This is a genomic window from Frigoribacterium sp. PhB107, from assembly GCF_003751515.1.
Lineage (GTDB): Bacteria > Actinomycetota > Actinomycetes > Actinomycetales > Microbacteriaceae > Frigoribacterium.
In genome coordinates this window covers 1,707,795-1,729,343 of sequence record NZ_RJKU01000001.1, presented here as the reverse complement: position 1 = coordinate 1,729,343, position 21,549 = coordinate 1,707,795, and the positions used below count along the sequence as shown (strand labels likewise).

Genomic DNA, 21,549 nt, shown 5'->3' with positions numbered 1-21,549 from the left:
TTCCCCCTGCTGTCGTGCGCCCGTCGGTCCGGGTGCCTGTGTTCACGCTAGCCAGCGCGAGGAGGCGGTCGATCGTCCCGCAGGATGACATCGCCCCCGGTCCGATCACGATCGGATCACGCTGCTCACCCGGCGAGGTCGCCGGCCCCGCCTCGGACGGCGGGTCACCCGTCGGCGTCGACCGTCCAGGTGACGGTCCTGCTGCCGGCCATGCTCCTGCGGGTCCGTTCGTTCTTCGCCCCGGAGTAGCCGATCTCCGTCACGGTCGAGCCGCCGGGGGCCAGGAGCAGCACGCAGATGTCCGCAGAGCCCTCCGACCGCAGGGCGGCCGCGGTCGCTTCGGCGTCGTTCGGGCAGTCCTCCCGGTCGAGGTGCGGCCCGCCGAAGCTGAGGCGGCTGGGCCCCTTCACGTAGTCGCCGTCGACGCCCACGACCCACATGCCGTTCTCGAAGGCACCCGTCCTGCCGTCGCCCGACCAGCTGCCCTCGACGAGCTCGACGGTGAAGTGTGCCTCGTAGGCGTCCTGGCCGCCCGCGTCGAGCTCCCACCGGTCGAGCGTCTGCTCGGTCACCGGCTCCAGGGACTCGGCCGTGATCGAGAGGGTCCCGTCCTCGAAGTCGGGCTGGGCCCAGAGACGGGTCTCCACGGGTTCGCCGAGGGCGGCCTCGGGGCGGTCGCGCCCCAGGTACACGGGCACCACGATGGCGAGGACGGTGATGACGGCGATGCCGATCGGGACTGCTCTGCTGCGCTTCACAGGACCTTGCTCCACAGGACCGTCCTGGCCCGGAGCTCGCCCCCTGCGGGCGGACCGGTGGGCTCGCCAGCCCCGTCCACCGCTCTCCGGTGCCCGACGTCCGCCCATGCCCTGCGCCCTACGCCCTACGCCAGCTCGACGAACAGCGCCGAGACGAACTCGGTGCGCTCGACCATGCCGCCGAGGCTGATCCACTCGTGGCGGGCGTGGGCGCCGCCGCCGACCCCGCCGACGCCGTCGAGCACCGCGCAGCCGAGCGCCGCGGCGAAGTTGCCGTCGCTGGCGCCGCCCACCGACACCTCGCGCAGCTCGAAGCCGAGCGAGTCGGCCACGGCGGCGGCGCGTCCGTAGAGCGCGGCCGTCGCCTCCGTGCGCTCCATCGGCGGCCGGTTCCAGCCGCCGGTCACCTCGACGCGGGCGACCGGGTCGTGCGGCGCGAGGGCGGCGAAGACGGCCTCGACCCGCGCGGCCTCGTCCGCCGACGTGACCCGCACGTCGACCGAGGCGCGCGCGTGGCCGGCACGCACGTTGGTGCGGGTGCCGCCCTGCACGATGCCGACGTTGAGCGAGGTGCCCGCGTCGATGTCGGCGGCGCCGTGCAGCTGCAGGATGATCCGGGCCATCTCGTCGACGGCGCTCGCGCCCGATCGCGGGTGCAGCCCGGCGTGCACCTCGACGCCGAACGTCTCGACCTCGAAGATGCCGACGCCCTTGCGGGCGGTCTTGACGGCGCCCTCCGCAGCGGACTCGAAGACGAGCACCGCGCCTCCTCGGGAGACCTCGGCCTCGATGGCGCTGCGCGACGCGAGGCTGCCGATCTCCTCGTCGCCGTTGAGCAGCAGCCGGACGCCCGGCCTGGGCAGCCCCAGGGCGTCGGAGGCAGCGATCGCGTGCCCGAGCTGGATCAGCCCCGACTTCATGTCGAAGACCCCGGGGCCGGTCATGTGGTCGCCGTCGATCGTGACGGGCCACTCGGCGAGGGTGCCCTCGGACCAGACGGTGTCGTAGTGGCAGAGCGCCGAGACCCACTCGGCCGACCCGGTGGGCGACGGGTACTCGAGCGTGACGGTGTCGCCGTAGCCCTCGACGACGTGCACGCGGCGCTCGGCGGGCGGGCCCACGGTGCGGCCGAGCCAGTGCTCGATCCACTCGAGGCCGCGGGCGAGCAGGTCGACGTCGTCGGAGGGCGTCTCGAGGGACGCGTAGGTGACCAGGTCGGCGACCATCGCCTCGCGCCGCTGCTCGATGCGCTCGCGCAGGGCGGTGATGTCGAGGTCTGTCACGGTGGTGCCTCCGGGGGAGTGGCGGCGCGGACGCCGACGTCGCTCGCCAGGAGGACGCACCCCCAGGGTAGGAGGCGCGGGTCGTCACCGCCCGCCGGTCCCGTCAGCCTGGGGGCGGCTCGGGCCCGCGTGGCCGCTGTGGAGGAGCGGCTCGCTGCCGTCTGCGGGGCGCGCGACCGCCTCCTGCGCGCACGGCCGCGCGCACGGGTCAGGGCGCGTGCTCGCCCGGGGCTGGCGGCTGCAGGACGACCTGCTCCGCGCCCTCTCGGTCGAGCGTCCCCGGGAAGTTGTAGCGGCCGAACGCGCCCGTCGGGTCGTGCGGGCTGACGGGCCGGGCGATCCGAGAGCCGCGGACCACAGCGAGCAGCAGCTCGCGCCGCTCGTCGTCGAGCACGGGCTCGGCGCGGTCACGCAGCAGCACGGACGCCTTGCGTCCCTTCTTCTTCCCGAACCTCAGCAGCAGCCCCGAGGCGTCGTCGTTCGACAGGGGCACGAGCTCGGCCGAGTCGACCTCCTCGAACGCGAGCACCTTCCCGCGGATCCGGAGGCGCCGCCCCGCGACGTCGACCGCGAACGGTCGCGAGAGGCGCAGCACGACGTTCCAGGAGACGGCCGCGACGGTGCTCCAGAAGACGAACCAGATCGGGACGGCGATCGGTCCGAAGCTCTGGAACGGCGACTCTCCCGACTTCGAGAAGAAAGCGCTCGCCGTGCCGACGAGCACCATGATCGGCAGGACGGTCCGCATGAGCCGGAGGAACGCGCGCTGCTTCGGGGCGTCGGCGAACTCGACCCAGGTGCCGGCGTCGTCGGACATGCGCTCGAGGGTACGGGAACGGTGCCGGACGAGTCCGGATCCCTCGAGTCGCCGCCCGGCGGTGCCGGCTGTCCCGGCGGTGTCGGCGGCCGCCGATACAGTGACGGCGATCTGACGACGGCCGTCACGGCCAGACCGACCACGACGAGAGGGCGACCGTGCGCATCCTGCACACCAGCGACTGGCACCTCGGGCGCACCCTGCACGGGGTCGACCTGCTCGAGCACCAGGCCGCGTTCGTCGACCACCTCGTCTCGCTCGTGGCCGAGCGCGACGTCGACGTCGTCGTGGTGGCGGGCGACGTGTACGACCGGGCCGTCCCCTCGGTGCCGAGCGTCCGCCTCCTCGGCTCGGCCCTGCGGCGCCTGAGCGAGCACGCGGTCGTGATCGTGACCCCGGGCAACCACGACAGCGCCGTGCGGCTCGGCTTCGCGGCCGAGCTGATGCGGCCGGGGCTGCACGTGCTCGCCTCGGTCGAGGCCCTCGACCAGCCCGTCGTGGTCGACGACGAGCACGGGCCCGTCGCCTTCTACGGGCTGCCGTACCTGGATCCGGACACGGTCCGGCACATGTTGGCGCCGGGTGTCGGTGCGGGCGCCGGTGAGGATGCGAGCCTCAGTGCCGATGCGGGGCTCAGCCCCGGCCCCGCCGCCGAGCGCCCGCCGTTGCCGAGATCGCACGAGGCCGTCGTCGCGGCCGCGATGGACAGGGTGCGCGCCGACCTCGCCTTGCGCCCCGGCGCCCGCTCGGTCGTCGTCGCGCACGCCTTCGTCAGCGGGGGCGAGGCCAGCGAGAGCGAGCGCGACATCCGGGTCGGCGGGGTCGACTCGGTGCCCTCGGCCGTGCTCGACGGCGTCGACTACGTCGCGCTCGGGCACCTGCACGGCGCCCAGCGCATCGGTGCATCCCGCGGCGAGCGGCCCGTGATCCGGTACTCGGGCTCGCCCGTGGCCTTCTCGTTCGGCGAGCTCGGGCACGTCAAGTCGACGGCCCTCGTCGACCTCGACGGCGGGGGAGGCGCGACGGTCGAGCTCGTCCCGGCTCCCGTCCCGCGTCGCCTCGCCGAGGTGACCGACACGCTCGAGCACCTGCTCGACGGTCGCCACGACGAGCTGCGCGACGCGTGGCTGCGCGTTCACGTGACCGACCCGGTCCATCCCGAGCGCCTGTACAGCCGGGTCAAGGCGCACTTCCCGCACGCACTCGTGGTGCTGCACGAGCCGGTCGGCGCCGTCGACGCCCCCGCGCTCCGCCTCGTGACCGCCGAGACCGACCCGCTCGAGGTCGCCGCCGACTTCGTCGCTTTCGCATCGGGCGGCGTCGCGACCGACGCCGAGCTCGCGGCCGTGCGGCACGCCTACGAGACCGCCCGCAACGCCGAGGAGTCCGCGTGAACCTGCACCGCCTCACCCTCCGCGCCATCGGGCCGTACGCGGGCGAGCACACGGTCGACTTCGCCGAGCTGGGCGCGTCCGGCACGTTCCTGCTCGAGGGCCCGACGGGCGCGGGCAAGTCGACGGTGATCGACGCGATCGTCTTCGCGCTGTACGGGTCGCTGGCCGGCGAGGGCGCGAGCCGCGACCGGCTGCGCAGCCACCACGCCGCCCCCGAGGTCGAGCCGTTCGTCGAGCTCGTCTTCGAGACCGCCGCGGGCATCCACCGGGTGCGGCGCACCCCGGCCTGGCGGCGGCCGAAGAAGACCGGTACGGGCACGACCCCGGCGAACGCCACGGCGAGCCTCGTCCGCCTGACGTCTCCCGACGCGACCGGCGGCGAGCCGGTCTCGACCAGCACGCAGGAGGTGGGCGGCGAGATCGGACGCATCCTCGGCCTGACGCGCCAGCAGTTCGTGCAGACCGTCGTGCTGCCGCAGGGCGAGTTCGCGGCGTTCCTCCGCTCGACGGGAGAAGAGCGTCGCACGATGCTCCAGTCGCTCTTCGGCACCGAGATCTACGAGGCGACGACGGCGCAGCTCGTCGAGGCCCGACGCTCGGCGAACACCGAGGTGGCCGCTGCCGACCACGCCGTCGAGCTCGGCTGGGCGCGCCTGCGCGAGGCCGCCGGCGTCGGCAGCGAGGACGAGCTCGGGGGCACGGGCGTCGGCACGGGCGCTGGCGACGAGCCCGCGGCCAGTGGCTTCGCGCTCGACGGTGACGCGGCCCTGGGCCGCCGGGAGCCCTCCGAGGCCGAGGCCGAGACCGGTGTCGGCGCCGACGCCGCCGCCGACGCCGCCGCCGACGCCGGCGCCGGCGCCGACGCCGACGCCGCCGCGGTCGTCGTCGTCCGTGACCTCGCCGCGCGACTGGACGCCGGGCCCGACTCCGATCCCGACGCGGTCGTCGCCGATCTCGCGGCGGCGGCCGCCACGGCGCAGTCGCTCCGTGATCTGCGGGCAGCCCGTCGCGACGAGCTGAGGTCGACCCTCGACGCGCGACGTCGGCTCCGTGAGGCCCTCGACCGTCGGGTCGCGCTGCTCGTCCGCGCCGCCCAGCTCGAGGCCGCCGAGCCGGCCGTCCGCGAGGCGCGCGACAGCCTCGACGCTGCTGCCCGGTCCGACCTCGTCACGGGAGCAGCCCGAGGTGCAGCCCGAGCCGAGGAGGCGGTCCGCACGACCGCGGACGAGCTCGCCCGTGCTGCGCGCGCGGCCTCCGCAGCCGGGGTCGCCGCTGCCGGCGCCGCCGACGCTGGTGCCGCCGTTCCTCCCGAAGCCGCCGCTGATGCCGATGCCGGCCCCGGCCCCGCCCCCGACCCCGACGCGGCCGAGCTGGTGGCTGAGCGCGACCGGCTCCGGTCCGAGCTGGCCGTGCTCGCCGAGACGGCCAAGGTCGAGGCGGCGCTGCCGGCCCGCCGAGCCGCCGTCGAGTCGACCCGGGCGCGACTGTCCGCACTCGATGAGGCCCGCGCTGCCGCCGACGCCGAGCTCGCCGGTCGGCCCGAGGCCCGCGAGGTGCTCGAGGCCGAGCGCGACGACGCCGCCCGGCGAGCTGGAGGCCGGCCCGCCGCCGAGCAGGCGCTGGACACCGCCGAGCAGCAGGCCGCCGCCCTCGACCGCGTCGCGGTCCTCGAGCGGGACGCGGAGCAGGCCGCGACGGCGCTCGCGTCCGCCAGCCGCGACGCGGTCTCGGCCGTCGAGGCCGAGTCGGCCCTGCGCCTCCGCCAGATCGCCGGGCTCGCGGGCCAGCTCGCGACGACGCTCTCGGCGGGCGAGCCCTGCCCGGTCTGCGGCTCCGTCGAGCACCCTGCCCCGGCCTCCCTCACCCCCGAGCACCCGAGCGACGACGACGTCGAGCGCGCTTCCGCGCGCGCGCGAACGGCGCAGGACGCACAGCGCCGCGTCGCCGAGCTCGCCTCCGCCGCCGAGGCCCGACGCGACGACGCCCGTGCCGCCCTCGGCGACCTCAAGGCCGACGCTGCCCGTGCGGTCGTCGACGCCGCCCGGCTCCTCGTGGCCGAGGCGGTGGCCGCCGAGCAGCTCCTCGCGGCGGCCGAGCGCGCGCTCGTCGCGTTCGACGCCGACACCGAGCGCCGCCGGTCGGCTCTCGCCGTGGTCCTGACCGAGCACGCGACCCTGGCCGAGCGTCTCGTCGGCGAGCAGCGGCGACTCGACGACGACGCGGCCGTGGTCGCGGCCGCGCTGGCGGGGGCAGGCGAGTCCGTCGTCGGCATCGTCGCCGAGCGTCGGACCCGTGCCGAGGCCGCCGAGCGCCTCCTGCGCGCCGTCGACGCCCACGGGACCGCCGTCGACGCGCGAGCCCAGCGCGAGGCCGAGCTGGCCGCGGCCCTCGCCGAGTCGGGCTTCGACGCCGCGGCCGCCGCGGCGCGTGCCGTGCTGCCGACGCACGAGCGTGACGAGCTGCGCGCCCGGGTCGGACGGCACGAGGCCGACCTCGCCGTCGTCGCCTCCGGGCTGGCCGAGCCCGAGGTCGCCGGCCTGTCCGGCGACGAGCAGGTCGACGTCGACTCCGCCGTCGAGGCGCTGGCCGCGGCCGAGGCCGCCCTCGCCGGGGCAGCCGAGCTCGCGACCCGGCGTGGCGCACGGGCGACCGCGTCGGCGGCGGCCCTCGACGACCTCCGACGTGCGCAGCGGGCCGGGGCCGAGGTCGCCGACGAGGCCCGGGCCGTCGTGAGGATGGCCGACCTCGCCAGCGCGACCGGCTCCGTCAACGTCAAGGGCGTGACCCTCGGCACCTACGTGCTGCTGCGGCGCTTCGACGACGTGGTGGTCGCGGCCAACGCCCGCCTCAGCGTGATGTCGAGCGGCCGGTACGCGCTGGAGGCGTCGGACGAGCGCGAGCAGCGGTCACGATCGCGTCGGGTGGGGCTCGCCCTCGCGATCCGCGACCACGCGACCGACACGACTCGCGACCCCGCGAGCTTCTCGGGCGGCGAGACCTTCTACGCGTCGCTCAGCCTGGCACTCGGGCTCGCAGACGTCGTGCAGGCCGAGGCCGGCGGGCTCGAGCTCGGCACCCTCTTCGTCGACGAGGGCTTCGGCTCGCTCGACCCCGAGACCCTCGACGCGGTGATGACCGAGCTCGGGCGCCTGTCCGACACGGGTCGCGTCATCGGCATCGTCAGCCATGTCGACGAGCTCAAGCAGCGCATCGCCGACCGCATCGAGGTGCGACGGCAGCCGGACGGCTCGTCGGTGCTGCGCACGACCGTCGGCTCGTAGGTCTGCGCACGCGGACGGGCGGGTCCGTCGCGACCGGGCGCTCGTGAGCGCCCGCCCGGGACGAACCCGCCCGTCAGGAGGGTGCGTGTCGGCAGAGCCGGTCAGACGACCGGACCGCCGCCGTCCTGCGTCGAGCGACGCGTGACCTGCTCGCCGCTGGCCGGGTCGACGGCCGTGCGCGCCTCGGTCACGGTGCGGCGACGACGCGTCGCGAACACGATTCCGAGGATCGTCACGAGGACGCCCGCCGCGATGAGGATGTAGCCGATCAGCATGATGTCGATGCCCGCGACCTGGAAGTCCAGGGCGTACGCGAGGATCGCGCCGATCACGATCAAGGCGATTCCGCCGCCGATGCTCATGGTGTCTCCTTCGTCGAGCGGGGGAGTGTCCACCGCGGTGGACCACGGTACCGACGCCGCGCCTCCTGCGTCACCCCTTCTTCGGGCGCGCCCTGCGCTACCGCGACGACGGCCGTCGCGCAAGTCCTCCCGCCGGGCCCCTCCTGCGCGCTATCCTCGACTCACTTCGGCGGGTACCCGGCCGTGGAGTCCCTGTTCAGCGACGTCCGTCGCTCGTGTTTCCCGGTGTGGGACACAGGGCCGGGTCCGTCGGAGCCCTCGGCTCGCGCCCCGCACGACGCGCCCCGCACGACGCGCCCGTCACGACTCGGGCGTCGACGCCCCGTGCAGCAGCTCCAGCGCCGCCCGCACGCCCGCCGCGTCGAGCTGCCCCGGGGCACTCGCCCCGTCCGCCGTCGCCGCGGCGAACGTGAGGCACGACCCGAAGGTCTCGCCGACGAGCCGGGACGCCGCGCCCAGCGGGCCCATCGACATGGTGACCGCCGGCACGAGGCCGGGGCCCGAGCGGAAGTCGTCCGTCGCCGCGAGCAGGGTGAGCACGTCGGCCGGGCTCGCGGGCATCGCGGCGAGCTTCACGACGTCGGCGCCGTGCTCCTGCTGCTGCAGCAGGCGCGAGAGGATCTCGGCCCGCGGCGGCGTGCCCGCGAAGTCGTGCGACGACATGACGACGACGACGCCGGCGTGGTGCGCGGTCTCGACCACCGCCTCCCGGATCTCGGGCTGCGTGAACATCTCGACGTCGACCGCGTCGACGCCCCCGTCGCGGATCGTTCGGGTGAGCAGGTCGCCGTACTCCTCGGGCGTGATGTCGCGGTCGCCGCCCTCCTGCTTCGTGCGGAACGTGAACAGCACGGGGACGTCGTCGGGCAGCGCGGCCCGGACCGCCGCGACCGCCTCGCGGACCTTCTCGGCGTCGTCGACGGCCGTGAGGTGGTCGACCCGCAGCTCGACGAGGTCGTAGGAGGCGCGGGTCAGCTGGCCGGCAGCCTCGCCGAGCGCCGAGGCGGTCCGGGCGACGAGGGGCACGCACACCGCGGGCCGGCCGTCGCCGAGCACGAGCGACCGCAGGTTCGCGGGCCGGGGCGTCGGGCGCACGTCAGGCCACCGGTGAGGTCGTCATGGCGGCGGTGGCGACCGGGGCCGCAGCGCCCACACCGCCGGCCGCGGTCGCACGTCTCTCCGGCAGGCCGACGGCGGCGCGCATGACGGCCCGCACGCGGTCCTCGTCGTCGAGCCGCTCCTCCTGCGCCCGTCCCGTGAAGAGGCGCACCTGCGACACCGCCTGCTCGACGAGCATGTCGAGCCCGCTGAACGCGATGCCGCCGTCGGCCGACCAGGTCGACGCGACGCGGGTCGGCCACGGCTCGTAGGCGACGTCGAACAGGATCGACGACTGGCTCCGCGGGCGCAGCGGGAGGTCGTCGGCGACGCCCCCGGGTAGGGTGCTGATGACGAAGTCGAGCGGGGCCAGCGTGCCGAGCTCGGTCAGGGGCGCGATGCTGATGTCGCCGCCCAGCTCGCTGGCCAGCGAGGTCAGCTCGCCGGCACGCATGGGGTTCCGCAGGTGCACCGAGAACGAGCGGGCCCCGAGCTGCCACGCGGCCCACATCGCCGAGGAGGCGGTGGCCCCGCCCCCGAGGATCGTCGCGCTCTCGGGGCGCGTGTCGTGGTGCGCCTCGACGGTGCGGACGATGCCGTCGACGTCGGTGTTGTGGCCGTGGCGACGTCCGTCGTCGTCGATGACGACCGTGTTCGCGACGCCGAGCGATCGGGCGAGCGGCGAGACCGTGTCGAGCAGCGGGAGGACCTCGCGCTTGAGCGGCATCGTGAGGCTCAGCCCGCGCCAGGGTCGGTCGCCGGTGTCGCCGGTGCCGGTGCCGGTGCCGGTGCCGGTGCCGTCGACGGTCTCGGCCAGGAACTGCTCGAGCCCACCCGAGGCGACCTCCGCGCGGTCGTAGTGCCAGTCGAGCCCGAGCTCCGCGTAGGCCGCCCGGTGGAGGGCGGGCGACAGGGAGTGGGCGATCGGCGAGCCGAGCACGGCCAGGCGGCGGGGAGCAGCGGACAAATCGGGCACCTCTCTGACGGCGGACGGACGCGACACAGTATGCCCGGGCCCCCTGGGCCGTCCCTCCTCCCGTCCGTGCCAGCATCGTCGGATGCAGATCCGTCCCTTCGCTCCCGCCGACACCGAGGCCGTCGTCGCCCTCTGGCACGAGTGCGGCCTCACGCGCCCCTGGAACGACCCGCACCGCGACATCGAGCGCAAGCTCGCGGTGCAGCCCGAGCTCTTCCTCGTGGGCACCGAGCTCGTCGAGCCGGCCGACGACACCGGCAGCCCCGAGGAGGTGCTGGTCGCGACCGCCATGGCCGGTCACGAGGGCCACCGCGGCTGGCTCTACTACGTCGCGGTCGCGCCCGGGCACCGCGGCGGCGGGCGCGCCCGCCAGATCGTCGCCGAGGCCGAGCGGCTGCTGCTCGAGGCCGGCTGCCCGAAGGTGCAGCTGATGGTGCGCTCCGGCAACGACACCGCCGAGGCGACCTGGGGCAGCCTCGGCTACGAGCAGTCCGACGTCGTCGTCTACGGCAAGCGCCTCATCGAGGACTGAGCCGCCGGCCAGCCCGCCGGGCCGCCACCAGCCCGCACGGCAGCTCAGCGCGGCGCTGCTCAGTCCAGCGCCAGCAGCACCGCCGCGCCGAGGGCCAGCACGAGCCCGCCGACCTGCGCCCGGGTCAGCCGCTCGCGCAGCACGAGGGCCGCGAGCACCACCGTCGCCGCCGAGTAGAGCGCCGTCAGCACGCTCATCACGGTGAGGTCGCCGACCCGCAGCCCCACGAGGATCAGCACGTTCGCCCCGCTGTCGGCGACGCCGCAGGCGAGGGCCAGCCCCAGGGCGCGACGCAGGGGCAGGAGGCGCGGGGCGGCCCCGTCGACCGGCGCCGCACCTCCTGCGTCCTGCTGCCGCAGCGGAGCACGCCCCGGCTCCTCGGCCCGGGTGCGCGCCCGCGCCCGCGCGACCAGCAGCAGCACCAGCACCGCCCCGCCCGTCAGTACGAGGTTCGCCGACCGGTTGGCGACGAGCGGCACGAGCCCGGAGTCGTCCGGCGTCCGGTCGAGGAACACGAGCACCAGCCCGATCCCCGCACCGGCGCCCAGGGCCATCAGCAGCCCGCGCGCGCTCGGTCGCGGAGCGGACGGATCGGGCACGAAGCCGACCAGCACGACGGCGACGAGGGCGAGCGCGATGCCGGCCCAGCCCGCGCCTCCCAGCCGGGAGCCCTGCGCCAGCCCGACCCCCACCGGCACGATCGCCGAGACCACCGCCGTGAGGGGCGAGAGGATGCTCATCGGCCCGAGGGCGAGGCAGGCGTAGAGCAGGGCGAGGGCGACGGCGCCCGCGACGCCGCTGAGCAGGCCCCAGCCGACGGCGGCCGTCGAGGCCGTGCCGGGCACGACGAGCAGCAGCAGCGCGAGCAGCACCAGCCCGCTCGCGGCGGCGATCGCCGTGACGCGCAGCGGGGCGATCCGGCGGGCGGCGAGCCCGCCGAGGAAGTCGGCCGAGCCGTAGGAGGCGGCGGCCAGCAGGCCGAGGACGGCGGCGATCACGGCGACTCCAGGAGGTGCGGGGCGAGCCAGGACGACAGCTGTCGTCTCACGAGACGGCCGTCGCGTTAACAACGGATGACGAAGCTGCGGGAGGCCTTGTCGGACTCCCAGCTGGATCTTATGGTCGTGGGGGCCGTCCCTCGACCGGGGGGCAGGCCGTCGAGGCCGATCCGGCCCCCACCCCACAGCCCACCAGGAGACACACTCGTCATGCGCCCCCGCCCCGCCGCCACACCCCAGCTCGAGAACGGGGGCCGGCGACGTCGCCGCGCCGCCCTCTCGCTCGTCGCCGTCACCACGATGGGCCTCGGCGTCCTCGTCGCCGCCCCTGCCGCCCAGGCCGAGACGAAGACGATCGACGTCCTCGGGATCAACGACTTCCACGGCCGCCTCGAGCGCGGCACCGACCCGGTCGCCGGCGCCGCCGCCATGGCCGGGACGGTGAACCAGTTCCGTGCCGCCAACCCGAACGCGCTCTTCGTGTCGTCCGGCGACAACATCGGTGCGTCCACGTTCACCTCGTTCATCCAGGACGACGAGCCGACCCTCGACGCCCTCAACGCCATGGGCCTCGACGTCAGCACCCCGGGCAACCACGAGTTCGACAAGGGCCAGGAGGACTTCAACGGTCGTGTCCAGGAGAACAGCGAGTTCCCCTACGTGAACGCGAACATCTACGAGACGGCGACCGGCGAGCGCGCCTACGACCCCTACTCCGTGCAGGACGTGGACGGGGTCAGGGTCGGCTTCATCGGGGCGATCACCGAGCTGATGCCCGAGCTCGTGAGCCCGGCGGGCATCGAGGGCCTGGAGTTCCGCGACATCACCGACTCGGTCAACGACGCGGCGGCAGAGCTGACCGACGGCGTCGACGAGGGGGAGAACGGCGAGGCCGATGTCATCGTGCTCCTCGTGCACGAGGGCAATGCCTCGGCTGACCAGGCCGACGCCACGGGCGACTCGGACTTCGCGGACATCGCCCTGAACGTGACGCCGAAGGTCGACGCCATCCTGTCGGCGCACACGCACGCCACCTACAACTTCACCGGGATCGTCCCGACCGGCGGCACCAAGGCCCGCCCGGTCGTGCAGACCGGCAGCTACGGCGCGAACCTGAGCCACCTGTCGATCCAGCACGACGACGTGACCGGCGAGAACATCGTCACGAGCTCGCTCGTGCCGCTCTTCACCTCCACCGCCGCGCCTGACACCGACGTCGCGAAGATCGTGTCCGACGCCGTCGAGGTCGCGCGCGTCGAGGGGCGCAAGCCCGTCGGCACCATCACGGGCGACCTGCGTCGTGCGGTCCAGACCAACGGCTCGGAGAACCGCGGCGGGGAGTCGACGCTCGGCAACCTCGTCGCCGACGCCCAGCTCGCCGCCACGCAGGACCAGCAGTCGCAGATCGCGTTCATGAACCCCGGCGGTCTCCGAGCCGACCTGACGTACGCGTCGAGCGGCACCGAGGGCGACGCCGACGGCGTCGTCACGTACCAGGAGGCGGCGGCCGTGCAGCCCTTCGCCAACACGCTCGTGGTGTCCACCCTGACCGGGGCGCAGATCCGCGCGACCCTCGAGCAGCAGTGGCAGCCGGCCGGCTCCAGCCGCCCGTTCCTCAAGCTCGGCGTCTCGAAGGGGCTGGCCTACACCTACGACCCGACCGCGGCCGCCGGCTCGCGCGTCGGCACGATCACGCTGAACGGCGTCGTCCTCGACGAGGCCGCGAGCTACAAGGTGACGGTCAACTCGTTCCTCGCGTCCGGCGGCGACAACTTCACCGCGCTGAACGGCGCCTCGGCGAAGGCCGACAGCGGCAAGATCGACCTGCAGAGCCAGGTCGACTACTTCACGGCCAACCCGGTCGTCTCGCCCGACCTCGCCCAGCGCGCCGTGGGCGTCACCACGACTCCTGCGCCCGCGGCCGGCTTCGCCGCCGGTGACGAGGTCACGATCGCGCTCTCGTCGCTCCTCTTCAGCGCGCAGGACGCCACCGTTGCCGGCGACGTGTCGGTCAGCCTCGACGGCGTCGTGCTCGACTCGAGCGTGATCGACGCCAGCGTCGTCGACACGTTCGACGAGCAGGGCCGCGCCACGCTGACCTTCGCCGTCCCCGAGGGCATCACCGCCCCCACGGCCGGTCCGGTCACGCGCTCGCTGCGCGTCACGGTCGCCGGGACGGGCACCGCGGTCGACGTGCCGGTGGTGTTCGCCGCCGCGGCGGCCCCGGTCGTCGTCGACCCGACCCCCGGCGACGGTGACCCGGGCACGCCCGGCACCCCGGGCACAGGCGCAGGCGCTGCGCCCGGCACGGGTGCCGGCACCGGCACCGGGTCGGGCACGGGCTCGACCCCGCGCCCCGCAGCCGCGGGCGACCTCGCCTTCACCGGCTCGGACGCGGCCACGACGGCCCTCCTGGCGGCGCTCGCCCTGATGCTCGCCGGAGCCGGCGTGCTCACGGCCACGCGCCTCCGTCGCCGTCGCGAGCTGCTCGCCGAGACCACCGACTGACCCACCGGCACGACACGGCACCACCCCGCACGACCCGGCGGCCCGGTCGCACCTCCACAGGTGCGGCCGGGCCGTCGGCGTTAACCTCGGGGGCGTGACCACCGCCTCCGTCGAGTACCACCGGCTGTTCCGTGCACTGCCGACGTACCGCTGGTGGCGGCCGCTGCTCGCGGCCGTGATCGGCGCCGTCCTCTACTGGGTGCTCGCGAACGCGGTCGTGCTGGCGATCTTCGCGGTCCTCCGCGCGGTCGGCGGCCAGGAACTCACCTCGACGGTGGCGCAGGGCGTCCAGGACGACCCGCTCGACGCCTCCCAGCCGCTCGTCCTGCTGACGACGCTCGCGTCCATCGCGACGCTGCTGCCCGCCGCCCTGCTCGCGACGAAGCTCGCCGGCCTCGGACGACTCGGCCAGCTGTCGAGCGTCACCGGCCGCCTCCGCTGGCGCTGGATGGCCCGCACGCTGCCTGCCGCCCTCGTGCTCATGACGCTGACGGTCGGCCTCAGCTACCTCGTGCTGCCCCCGCTGACGGGCCAGGCGATCGGCACGGGGCCCGTGACGACGCCGCCGGCCACGATCGTCTGGTCGGCACTGGTGATCCTGCTGCTCGTCCCGCTGCAGGCCTCGGCCGAGGAGTTCGCCTTCCGCGGCTTCGCCATGCAGGCGCTCGGGTCGTGGATCGTGTGGCCCGCGGTCGCGATCGTGCTGCCGACGGCTGCGTTCGCGCTGTCGCACGCGTACAACCCCTGGGGCATGCTCGACGTCGCCGTGTTCGGGGTCGCGGCGGCGTGGCTGACCTGGCGCACGGGCGGGCTCGAGGCCGCGATCGTCGGCCACGTGCTCAACAACACCGTCCTGTTCCTGCTGCTGGCACCCTTCGCGGGCACCGAGGCGAGCGACGGCAGCCCGCTGGGGCTCGCCGTCACGGTCGTCTGCACGCCGGTCTGGGCGTGGCTCGTGACCCGTGCCTTCCACAGGTCGGGTGAGCGTCGGTCCTCCCCGGACTCGCCCGCCGACGGCACCGTCCACGAGGAGGCGCAGGTCGGCTGACGCTGTCGGCGCAGCCTCCTAGACTCGTCGCGTGACCGACCCCGCCGCACCCACCGCCACCGCCGCGCCCTCCTCGTCGGGCCCCGCCGGGGCTCCTCTCGAGGTGCTGCAGCGTGTCTTCGGCTACGACGCGTTCCGCGGCGACCAGGCGGCGATCATCGACCAGGTGGTCGGCGGCGGCGACGCCCTCGTGCTGATGCCCACCGGTGGCGGCAAGTCGCTCTGCTACCAGGTGCCGGCGATCGTCCGGCCGGGCACGGGCGTCGTCGTCTCGCCCCTCATCGCGTTGATGCAAGACCAGGTCGACGCCCTCGAGGCGGTCGGCGTGCGGGCGTCGTTCCTGAACTCGACACAGGATCCCGACCAGCGGCGAGCCGTCGAGCAGGCCTTCGTCTCCGGCGAGCTCGACATGCTCTACCTCGCTCCCGAACGGCTGAAGCTCGACTCGACCAAGTCGCTGCTCGACCGTGGCCGGGTGTCCCTGTTCGCCATCGACGAGGCGCACTGCGTCGCGCAGTGGGGGCACGACTTCCGCCCCGACTACCTCGAGCTGTCGGTGCTGCACGAGCGCTGGCCCGACGTGCCGCGCATCGCCCTCACCGCGACAGCGACCGAGACGACGCACCGCGAGATCTCGCGTCGGCTCGAGCTCGACGACGCCGCGCACTTCGTCGCCGACTTCGACCGTCCCAACATCCAGTACCGCATCGAGGCGAAGGACGGCCCGCAGCAGCAGCTGCTCCGGTTCATCCGTGCCGAGCACGAGGGCGACGCGGGCATCGTCTACTGCCTGTCGCGCAAGTCCGTCGAGGGCACGGCCGAGTTCCTCGTCAAGCAGGGCATCGCCGCCCTGCCGTACCACGCGGGCCTCGACGCCGGCACGAGAGCACGCAACCAGTCGCGGTTCCTCCGAGAAGACGGCATCGTGATGGTCGCGACCATCGCCTTCGGCATGGGCATCGACAAGCCCGACGTGAGGTTCGTCGCGCACCTCGACCTGCCCAAGTCGGTCGAGGGCTACTACCAAGAGACCGGTCGCGCGGGGCGCGACGGCCTGCCGTCGACCGCGTGGCTCGCCTACGGCCTGCAGGACGTCATGCAGCAGCGCCGCATGATCGACCAGTCCGAGGGGGACGCCGAGCATCGTCGCAAGCTCGGTGCCCACCTCGACGCGATGCTCGCTCTCTGCGAGACCGTCGAGTGCCGTCGCGTGCAGCTGCTCGGCTACTTCGGCCAGGCGAGCACGCCGTGCCACAACTGCGACACCTGCCTGAACCCGCCGCAGGCCCTCGACGGCACCGTCCCGTCGCAGAAGCTGCTGTCGACGATCGTGCGCCTCAAGCGCGAGCGGAACCAGCAGTTCGGCGCGGGGCAGATCATCGACATCCTGCTCGGCCGCACGACGCCGCGCATCACCCAGAACCGCCACGAGCAGCTCTCGACGTTCGGCATCGGCACCGAGCTCACCGAGATCGAGTGGCGCGGAGTGGTCCGCCAGCTGCTGGCCCAGTCGGTGCTCGCGGTCTCGCCCGACGGCTACGGCACCCTGCTCATCACCGACGCGGCCGCCGAGGTGCTCTCGGGGGCGAAGCAGGTCCGCCTGCGCAAGGAGCCGGAGAAGGCTCCCCGCGTCCGCGGAGCCCGCGGCTCGTCGGGCAGCGGCTCGACGCGTGGCTCGCGCGGCGGCTCGGGCGCGGCCGACCTCGACTCCGCCGACGTCCCGCTCTTCGAGACCCTGCGCCAGTGGCGTGCGGGCATCGCCAAGGCGCAGGGCGTGCCGGCCTACGTCGTCTTCGGCGACGTGACGCTGCGCGGCATCGCGTCGAGCCGTCCGGGCTCGATGGGCGAGCTGGCGGGCATCAGCGGCGTCGGCCAGAAGAAGCTCGACACCTACGGGCAGCAGGTGCTCGACGTCGTCTCGGGGGTCGCGCCCGAGGAGGCGGCGGCCCGGGCGGCGGAGTCCGGTGCCGGCACCGGCGCGGCCGGCTCGGGCGCCATGTCAGGCTCGACCTCGACCTCGACCTCGGCCTCTGGCTCGACCCCGTCGTTCCGGGCGGAGACGAGTTCCCGCAGCCGTCCCGCCGCCGCCCGCAGTTCTCGCCCGACGTCGACGTCGAGCGCGGCCCCGGTGGCCGACTCGGAGCCGTTCCCGTTCGACGACGAGCCGCCCTGGGACCCGTACGACGAGTCGGCCCCGCCCGACGACAACTACTGACGCGCCGCCCAGCCGAATACCGGGCCTGGCTGACGCGAACGGGACGAAGCGACGCGGGGTCCCGCGTCACCTCGTCCCTTTCGCGTCGTATGAGGCACCAGGCTCTCGCGTGGACGGCCGCGTCGGGGCGGAGGAGTCGTGGCGGCAGATCAGCGGCGCGGGGCAGCCTGCTCGGATGGGACGCCCGGACGCACCACGGGCGCAGGCACGACCGCGACCGGCGCCGTCGGCGTCCGTCGCTCCGAGACGGGCCCGGCCGACCCGAGTCGCAGCTCCGTCGTCCGCTGGGCGAGCATCACGAGCGCGACGGTGAGGGCGATCATCGCGCCGAACCCGCCGAGGAAGGGCCCGCCGCCCAGTCGGGTCACGTACGCGGCCGAGAGCAGCATCGCGCTCGCCAGGGGCGTGGTCAGGTAGGCCGCGCGCACCGGGACCAGCGGCACCGCTCCTCCTCGGGTGCCGTGCACCCGGAGGGCGACGAGCGTCGCCGCCACCGCGGCGAAGAGCGCCCCGGCGGTCGCGTAGAGCACCGTCGCGGCGAGCGGGGCCACGGTGCCGACGTGGCCGGCGTGGAGCGCGCCGAGCACGGAGAGCACGGCGAAGCCGACGTGCCAGATGGGGGCGAGCAGCCAGGCGGCCCGCTTCACGCGACCCGCGGGCAGCGGCAGCAGGCCGTCGAGCGGCCCCTCGACGAGGTCGCCCTGCGTCCGTCGTCCGTCGTCGAGCGTCAGCCCCCGCTGCGCTCCTGTACCTCGTCCAGTCCCCACGCGGCGAGCATAGGGAGGGGCTCGGACGGGCCGCAATCCTCCCTGAGGGGGACACCCGTTGTCCCCGCACCGGGCGACAGCGGGCGAGGCGGACGACGTCTTCCGCCACCCGCCCCACACGAGGAGGCGGCCAAAGGGTGAGCGGAACTCGCTTCTGCGAAGGGTGTGCCGCTGCCGCGACCGACCCGGCGACGGGCCGCGGTCAGGCCCGGCGGCAGGCTCGACGCGAGGCGAACGGTGCCTCGCATGCCCCGCGAGGCATGCCGTCTGCGCCACAGTGGTGCCGTGCTCACCTTCCTCAGCCGCGTCGTGCTCGTGCCCCTCGTCCGGCTGCTCTGGCGCCCGAGGGTCGTCGGGCGGCGCAACGTCCCGCGCCGCGGCGCCGTCATCCTCGCGAGCAACCACCTCTCGTTCATGGACAGCGTCGTGATCACGCTCATGGCCCCGCGCGAGGTCTCGTTCCTCGCCAAGAACGCCTACTTCACGGGCACGGGCCTCAAGGGCAGGCTCAGTCGTTCGTTCTTCTCGGGCATCGGCGCCATCGGCGTCGAGCGGGGAGCGGGCGCCGCCGCCCAGCAGGCGCTCGACCTCGGCCTGGGCCGGCTCACCGAGGGCCACGCCTTCGCGATCTACCCCGAGGGCACCCGCTCGCTCGACGGTCGCCTGTACAAGGGCCGGACAGGGGTCGCGTGGCTGGCGCTCACGAGCGGTGCGCCCGTCGTCCCCGTCGCGCTGACGGGCACCCAGGAACTGCAGCCGGTCGGCACGACCGTGCCGCGCCTCCGTCGCTTCACCGTCGAGTTCGGCGAGCCGATCGACCTGTCGCACCACGGCGACGCCAGGTCGGGTCGCGCCAGGCGGCACGCGACGGACGAGGTGATGGCCGCGATCCAGCGCCTGAGCGGCCAGGAGGAGGCCGGCGCCTACAACGAGCCGCCGACCCCGTCGGTCGTCGAGCGGGTCCGTCGCGCGATCCGGCGCGACCCCCTCGGGTCGGACGCCGTCGACTGACCCGGACCGCGCCTCCCGGGGGCCCTCGAGGAGGCGCGTGACGCCTTCCGGGAACAGCTGCCGGAGGCGCGTCGCCCCTCCCCGGGAACGCTGCAGGAGGCGCGGTGCGCCTCCCGGGTCCGGTGTCGGCGGCCGGGCGTACGGTCGATCCCGGCGGCGCGCGGCGCCGTCAGCGCGTCGACCGACCACGATCGACACCACGAACACGAACACGGACACGACGACGACGCGGCCCGGCGAGACGCCCGGCCGCAGGCGAGGAGCAGGCATGAAGGTCGCGGTGCTGGGCACGGGGATCATGGGGCAGGGCGTCGTCAGGACGCTCCTGCACGAGGGGCACGACGTCACAGCGTGGAACCGCACCCGCGACAAGGCCGAGCCGCTCGGCGGCGTCGGGGCGACCGTCGTCGACACCGCCCGCGAGGCGGTCGACGGGGCCGAGGTCGTCGTCACGGTGTTGTTCGACGGCGAGGCCGTGCTCGGCGTGCTGCGCGAGGCGACCTCTCCGGTCGACCCTACCGCCGCCTCCGACGCGACTGCCGCCCTCGGCACCTCGGCCGACGGCCCCGTCTGGGTCCAGGCGAGCACGATCGGCGCCGCCGACACCGCGCGGGTCGTCGACCTCGCCGCCGAGCGCGGCGTGCCGCTGGTCGAGGCGATGATGCTCGGCACCAAGAAGCCCGCCGAGACCGGCAAGCTGGTCATGCTCTCGGCCGGCGCCCCCGACCTCCTGGCCCGGGTGCAGCCCGTGCTCGACGCGATGGGCGCGAAGACGATCACCGCGGGCGACTCCGTCGGCCAGGGCACGGCGCTCAAGCTCGCCGCCAACGCGTGGATCGCGTCCGTCACCGCCGCGGCCGCCCAGTCGCTGGCCCTGACCCGGACGCTCGGGCTCGACCCGCAGCTGTTCCTCGACGCGATCGAGGGCGGTCATGCCGACACCCCCTACGCGCACATCAAGGGCGCCAGCATGATCGCGGGCGAGTACCCCGCGCAGTTCGCGCTCGACGGCCTCCGGAAGGACGTCTCGCTGATGCGCGAGGCCGCGACCGCGGCCGACGCCGGGTTCGACACCTCCTTGCTCGTTGCGCTGGCCGGTCTCTACGGCACGGCCTCCGACCGGGGGCACGGCGGCGACGACATCGCTGCGGTGCACGCCGCCTTCACCGACTGACCGCTCCCCGGGGCTGCGTTCCTGAGAACTTCCCTGACCCTGCCCGTGGCGCGGAATGACCGCGCCGTGGCCCGTGTTGGCACCGCAGGTGCGCGACGACGGGCACTCTCCCCGACGCGTCGCGAGACGACGCGGCCACCTCCTCCTCCCCACCGGAAAGGACCCCTTCGTGGATCTCTTCTCCTCCGCCGTCCTCGGCGACCTCGTCCTCTCGAACCGCGTCACCATGGCGCCGCTGACCCGCACCCGCGCCGACGCGGGCGACGTGCCCGGCGACGTCGTGGTCGAGCACTACGGCCAGCGGGCCACCCTCGGCATGATCGTCACCGAGGGCACCTACCCGACCCAGGAGGGCAAGGGCTACACCGGTCAGCCCGGCATCCTCACCGACGAGCAGGTCGCCGGCTGGAAGCGCGTCGCCGACGAGGTGCACGCGAAGGGCGGCACCATCGTCATGCAGGTGATGCACGCTGGCCGCGTCTCGCACCCCGACGTCACCGGCACCGACCGCATCGTCGCCCCGAGCGCCGTGGCCATCGACGGACAGGTGCACGTCCCCTCCGGCAAGGCCGAGTTCCCCGTGCCGCACGCCCTCACGACCGAGGAGGTGCGCCAGACCGTGCAGGACTTCGTCACCGCCTCGAAGCGCGCCGTCCTCGAGGCCGGCCTCGACGGCGTCGAGCTGCACAGCGCCAACGGCTACCTGCTGCACGAGTTCCTCTCGCCCGTGTCGAACGTCCGCACCGACGAGTACGGCGGCAGCCCCGCCGCGCGCGCCCGCCTCGGCATCGAGGTGGCCGAGGCCGTCTCCGCCGCGATCGGCGCCGGCCGCGTCGGCATCCGCATCTCGCCGATGCACAACATCCAGGACGTCGTCGAGACCGACCTCGACGACGTGACCGCGACCTACGACGCCCTGATGGACGGCCTCGCCCCCCTCGGCCTCGCCTACATGAGCGTGCTGCACTCCGACCCCCGCGGCGAGCTCGTCCAGCGCCTCCGCCGCCGCTTCGGCCAGGCGGTCGTGCTCAACAGCGGCTTCGGCACGGTCACCGACCTCGCCGAGGCGAAGGACCTGGTCGAGAACGGCCACGCCGACGCCGTCGCCGTGGGCCGCCTGGCCATCGCGAACCCCGACCTCGTTGCCCGCTGGGAGCGCGAGACCGAGCTCAACGAGCCGAACCCCGCCACCTTCTACGCCGACGGGGCGACCGGCTACACCGACTACCCGACGCTCGAGTCCGTCTCGCGGTGACCTCGGGGCGCCCTCCGCGCCTCCTCGGCCCGCTCGTCGAGATGGAGCGAGAGCTCCGGCCCGGCACCTCCG

At 74.4% G+C, this 21,549-nt stretch carries 17 protein-coding genes; 9 read left to right on the top strand and 8 right to left on the bottom strand.

Translation table 11 applies throughout. The annotated features are described in order from the left end of the window. Positions 1 to 164: 164 nt before the first annotated feature. The 3 genes from EDF18_RS07925 to EDF18_RS07915 all read right to left on the bottom strand — a co-directional run bounded on the left by EDF18_RS07925 (position 165) and on the right by EDF18_RS07915 (position 2,858). The gene (locus tag EDF18_RS07925; RefSeq protein ID WP_123547132.1) at positions 165 to 758 is read right to left on the bottom strand and encodes a hypothetical protein; all 594 of its coding nucleotides are present in this window, start codon (positions 756 to 758) and stop codon (positions 165 to 167) included. Between the two features lie 125 nt (positions 759 to 883). Further along, complete coding sequence (locus tag EDF18_RS07920) at positions 884 to 2,041, bottom strand: M20/M25/M40 family metallo-hydrolase (RefSeq protein ID WP_199732362.1); 1,158 nt, start codon at positions 2,039 to 2,041, stop codon at positions 884 to 886. A 208-nt stretch (positions 2,042 to 2,249) separates the two neighbouring features. Beyond that, complete coding sequence (locus EDF18_RS07915) at positions 2,250 to 2,858, bottom strand: hypothetical protein (protein WP_123547131.1); 609 nt, start codon at positions 2,856 to 2,858, stop codon at positions 2,250 to 2,252. Between the two features lie 158 nt (positions 2,859 to 3,016). Between EDF18_RS07915 and EDF18_RS07910 the strand changes: the two genes are divergently transcribed. Then, positions 3,017 to 4,252 (top strand): exonuclease SbcCD subunit D, encoded by a 1,236-nt coding sequence (locus EDF18_RS07910; protein WP_123547130.1) that lies wholly within the window; start codon positions 3,017 to 3,019, stop codon positions 4,250 to 4,252. Continuing rightward, on the top strand, positions 4,249 to 7,533 hold the full coding sequence (locus tag EDF18_RS07905) for an AAA family ATPase (protein ID WP_123547129.1): 3,285 nt from the start codon (positions 4,249 to 4,251) through the stop codon (positions 7,531 to 7,533). Before EDF18_RS07910 ends, EDF18_RS07905 begins: the two co-directional genes overlap by 4 nt. A gap of 101 nt (positions 7,534 to 7,634) precedes the next feature. Here EDF18_RS07905 and EDF18_RS07900 read toward each other — a convergent pair whose 3' ends face one another. The 3 genes from EDF18_RS07900 to EDF18_RS07890 all read right to left on the bottom strand — a co-directional run bounded on the left by EDF18_RS07900 (position 7,635) and on the right by EDF18_RS07890 (position 9,969). Continuing rightward, positions 7,635 to 7,895, bottom strand: a complete 261-nt coding sequence (locus EDF18_RS07900; RefSeq protein ID WP_123547128.1) for a DUF6458 family protein — start codon at positions 7,893 to 7,895, stop codon at positions 7,635 to 7,637. 300 nt (positions 7,896 to 8,195) lie between these two features. Beyond that, positions 8,196 to 8,990, bottom strand: a complete 795-nt coding sequence (gene aroD / locus EDF18_RS07895) for a type I 3-dehydroquinate dehydratase (protein WP_123547127.1) — start codon at positions 8,988 to 8,990, stop codon at positions 8,196 to 8,198. Position 8,991: 1 nt separating this feature from the next. Next, positions 8,992 to 9,969 carry a shikimate dehydrogenase gene (locus EDF18_RS07890; RefSeq protein ID WP_233569028.1) on the bottom strand — a complete coding sequence of 326 codons (978 nt, stop codon included), beginning with the start codon at positions 9,967 to 9,969 and terminating at the stop codon, positions 8,992 to 8,994. Between the two features lie 82 nt (positions 9,970 to 10,051). Here EDF18_RS07890 and EDF18_RS07885 point away from each other — a divergent pair, with 82 nt between their 5' ends. Next, positions 10,052 to 10,501 (top strand): GNAT family acetyltransferase, encoded by a 450-nt coding sequence (locus EDF18_RS07885; RefSeq protein ID WP_123547373.1) that lies wholly within the window; start codon positions 10,052 to 10,054, stop codon positions 10,499 to 10,501. Between the two features lie 59 nt (positions 10,502 to 10,560). Here EDF18_RS07885 and EDF18_RS07880 read toward each other — a convergent pair whose 3' ends face one another. Continuing rightward, a complete protein-coding gene (locus EDF18_RS07880; RefSeq protein ID WP_123547126.1) occupies positions 10,561 to 11,499 on the bottom strand; it encodes an EamA family transporter in 939 nt (312 codons plus the stop codon). Between the two features lie 210 nt (positions 11,500 to 11,709). Here EDF18_RS07880 and EDF18_RS07875 point away from each other — a divergent pair, with 210 nt between their 5' ends. The 3 genes from EDF18_RS07875 (at position 11,710) to recQ (ending at position 17,270) form a co-directional block, all read left to right on the top strand. Next, positions 11,710 to 14,007, top strand: coding sequence for a bifunctional UDP-sugar hydrolase/5'-nucleotidase (locus tag EDF18_RS07875; protein WP_158614651.1), 2,298 nt, complete (start codon positions 11,710 to 11,712; stop codon positions 14,005 to 14,007). A 94-nt stretch (positions 14,008 to 14,101) separates the two neighbouring features. Further along, the gene (locus tag EDF18_RS07870) at positions 14,102 to 15,055 is read left to right on the top strand and encodes a CPBP family intramembrane glutamic endopeptidase (protein WP_123547124.1); all 954 of its coding nucleotides are present in this window, start codon (positions 14,102 to 14,104) and stop codon (positions 15,053 to 15,055) included. 31 nt (positions 15,056 to 15,086) lie between these two features. Beyond that, positions 15,087 to 17,270 carry a DNA helicase RecQ gene (gene recQ, locus EDF18_RS07865; RefSeq protein WP_123547123.1) on the top strand — a complete coding sequence of 728 codons (2,184 nt, stop codon included), beginning with the start codon at positions 15,087 to 15,089 and terminating at the stop codon, positions 17,268 to 17,270. Between the two features lie 149 nt (positions 17,271 to 17,419). On the opposite strand, the gene EDF18_RS07860 is transcribed toward recQ, so the two are convergent. Beyond that, the gene (locus EDF18_RS07860) at positions 17,420 to 18,037 is read right to left on the bottom strand and encodes a hypothetical protein (protein WP_123547122.1); all 618 of its coding nucleotides are present in this window, start codon (positions 18,035 to 18,037) and stop codon (positions 17,420 to 17,422) included. Positions 18,038 to 18,283: 246 nt separating this feature from the next. Between EDF18_RS07860 and EDF18_RS07855 the strand changes: the two genes are divergently transcribed. From EDF18_RS07855 to EDF18_RS07845, 3 genes are all read left to right on the top strand, one after another. Beyond that, the gene (locus EDF18_RS07855) at positions 18,284 to 19,048 is read left to right on the top strand and encodes a 1-acyl-sn-glycerol-3-phosphate acyltransferase (RefSeq protein WP_123547121.1); all 765 of its coding nucleotides are present in this window, start codon (positions 18,284 to 18,286) and stop codon (positions 19,046 to 19,048) included. A gap of 268 nt (positions 19,049 to 19,316) precedes the next feature. Then, the gene (locus tag EDF18_RS07850) at positions 19,317 to 20,222 is read left to right on the top strand and encodes an NAD(P)-dependent oxidoreductase (RefSeq protein WP_199732360.1); all 906 of its coding nucleotides are present in this window, start codon (positions 19,317 to 19,319) and stop codon (positions 20,220 to 20,222) included. Between the two features lie 169 nt (positions 20,223 to 20,391). Beyond that, the gene (locus EDF18_RS07845; protein WP_123547120.1) at positions 20,392 to 21,477 is read left to right on the top strand and encodes an alkene reductase; all 1,086 of its coding nucleotides are present in this window, start codon (positions 20,392 to 20,394) and stop codon (positions 21,475 to 21,477) included. The last annotated feature ends 72 nt before the right edge of the window (positions 21,478 to 21,549 follow it).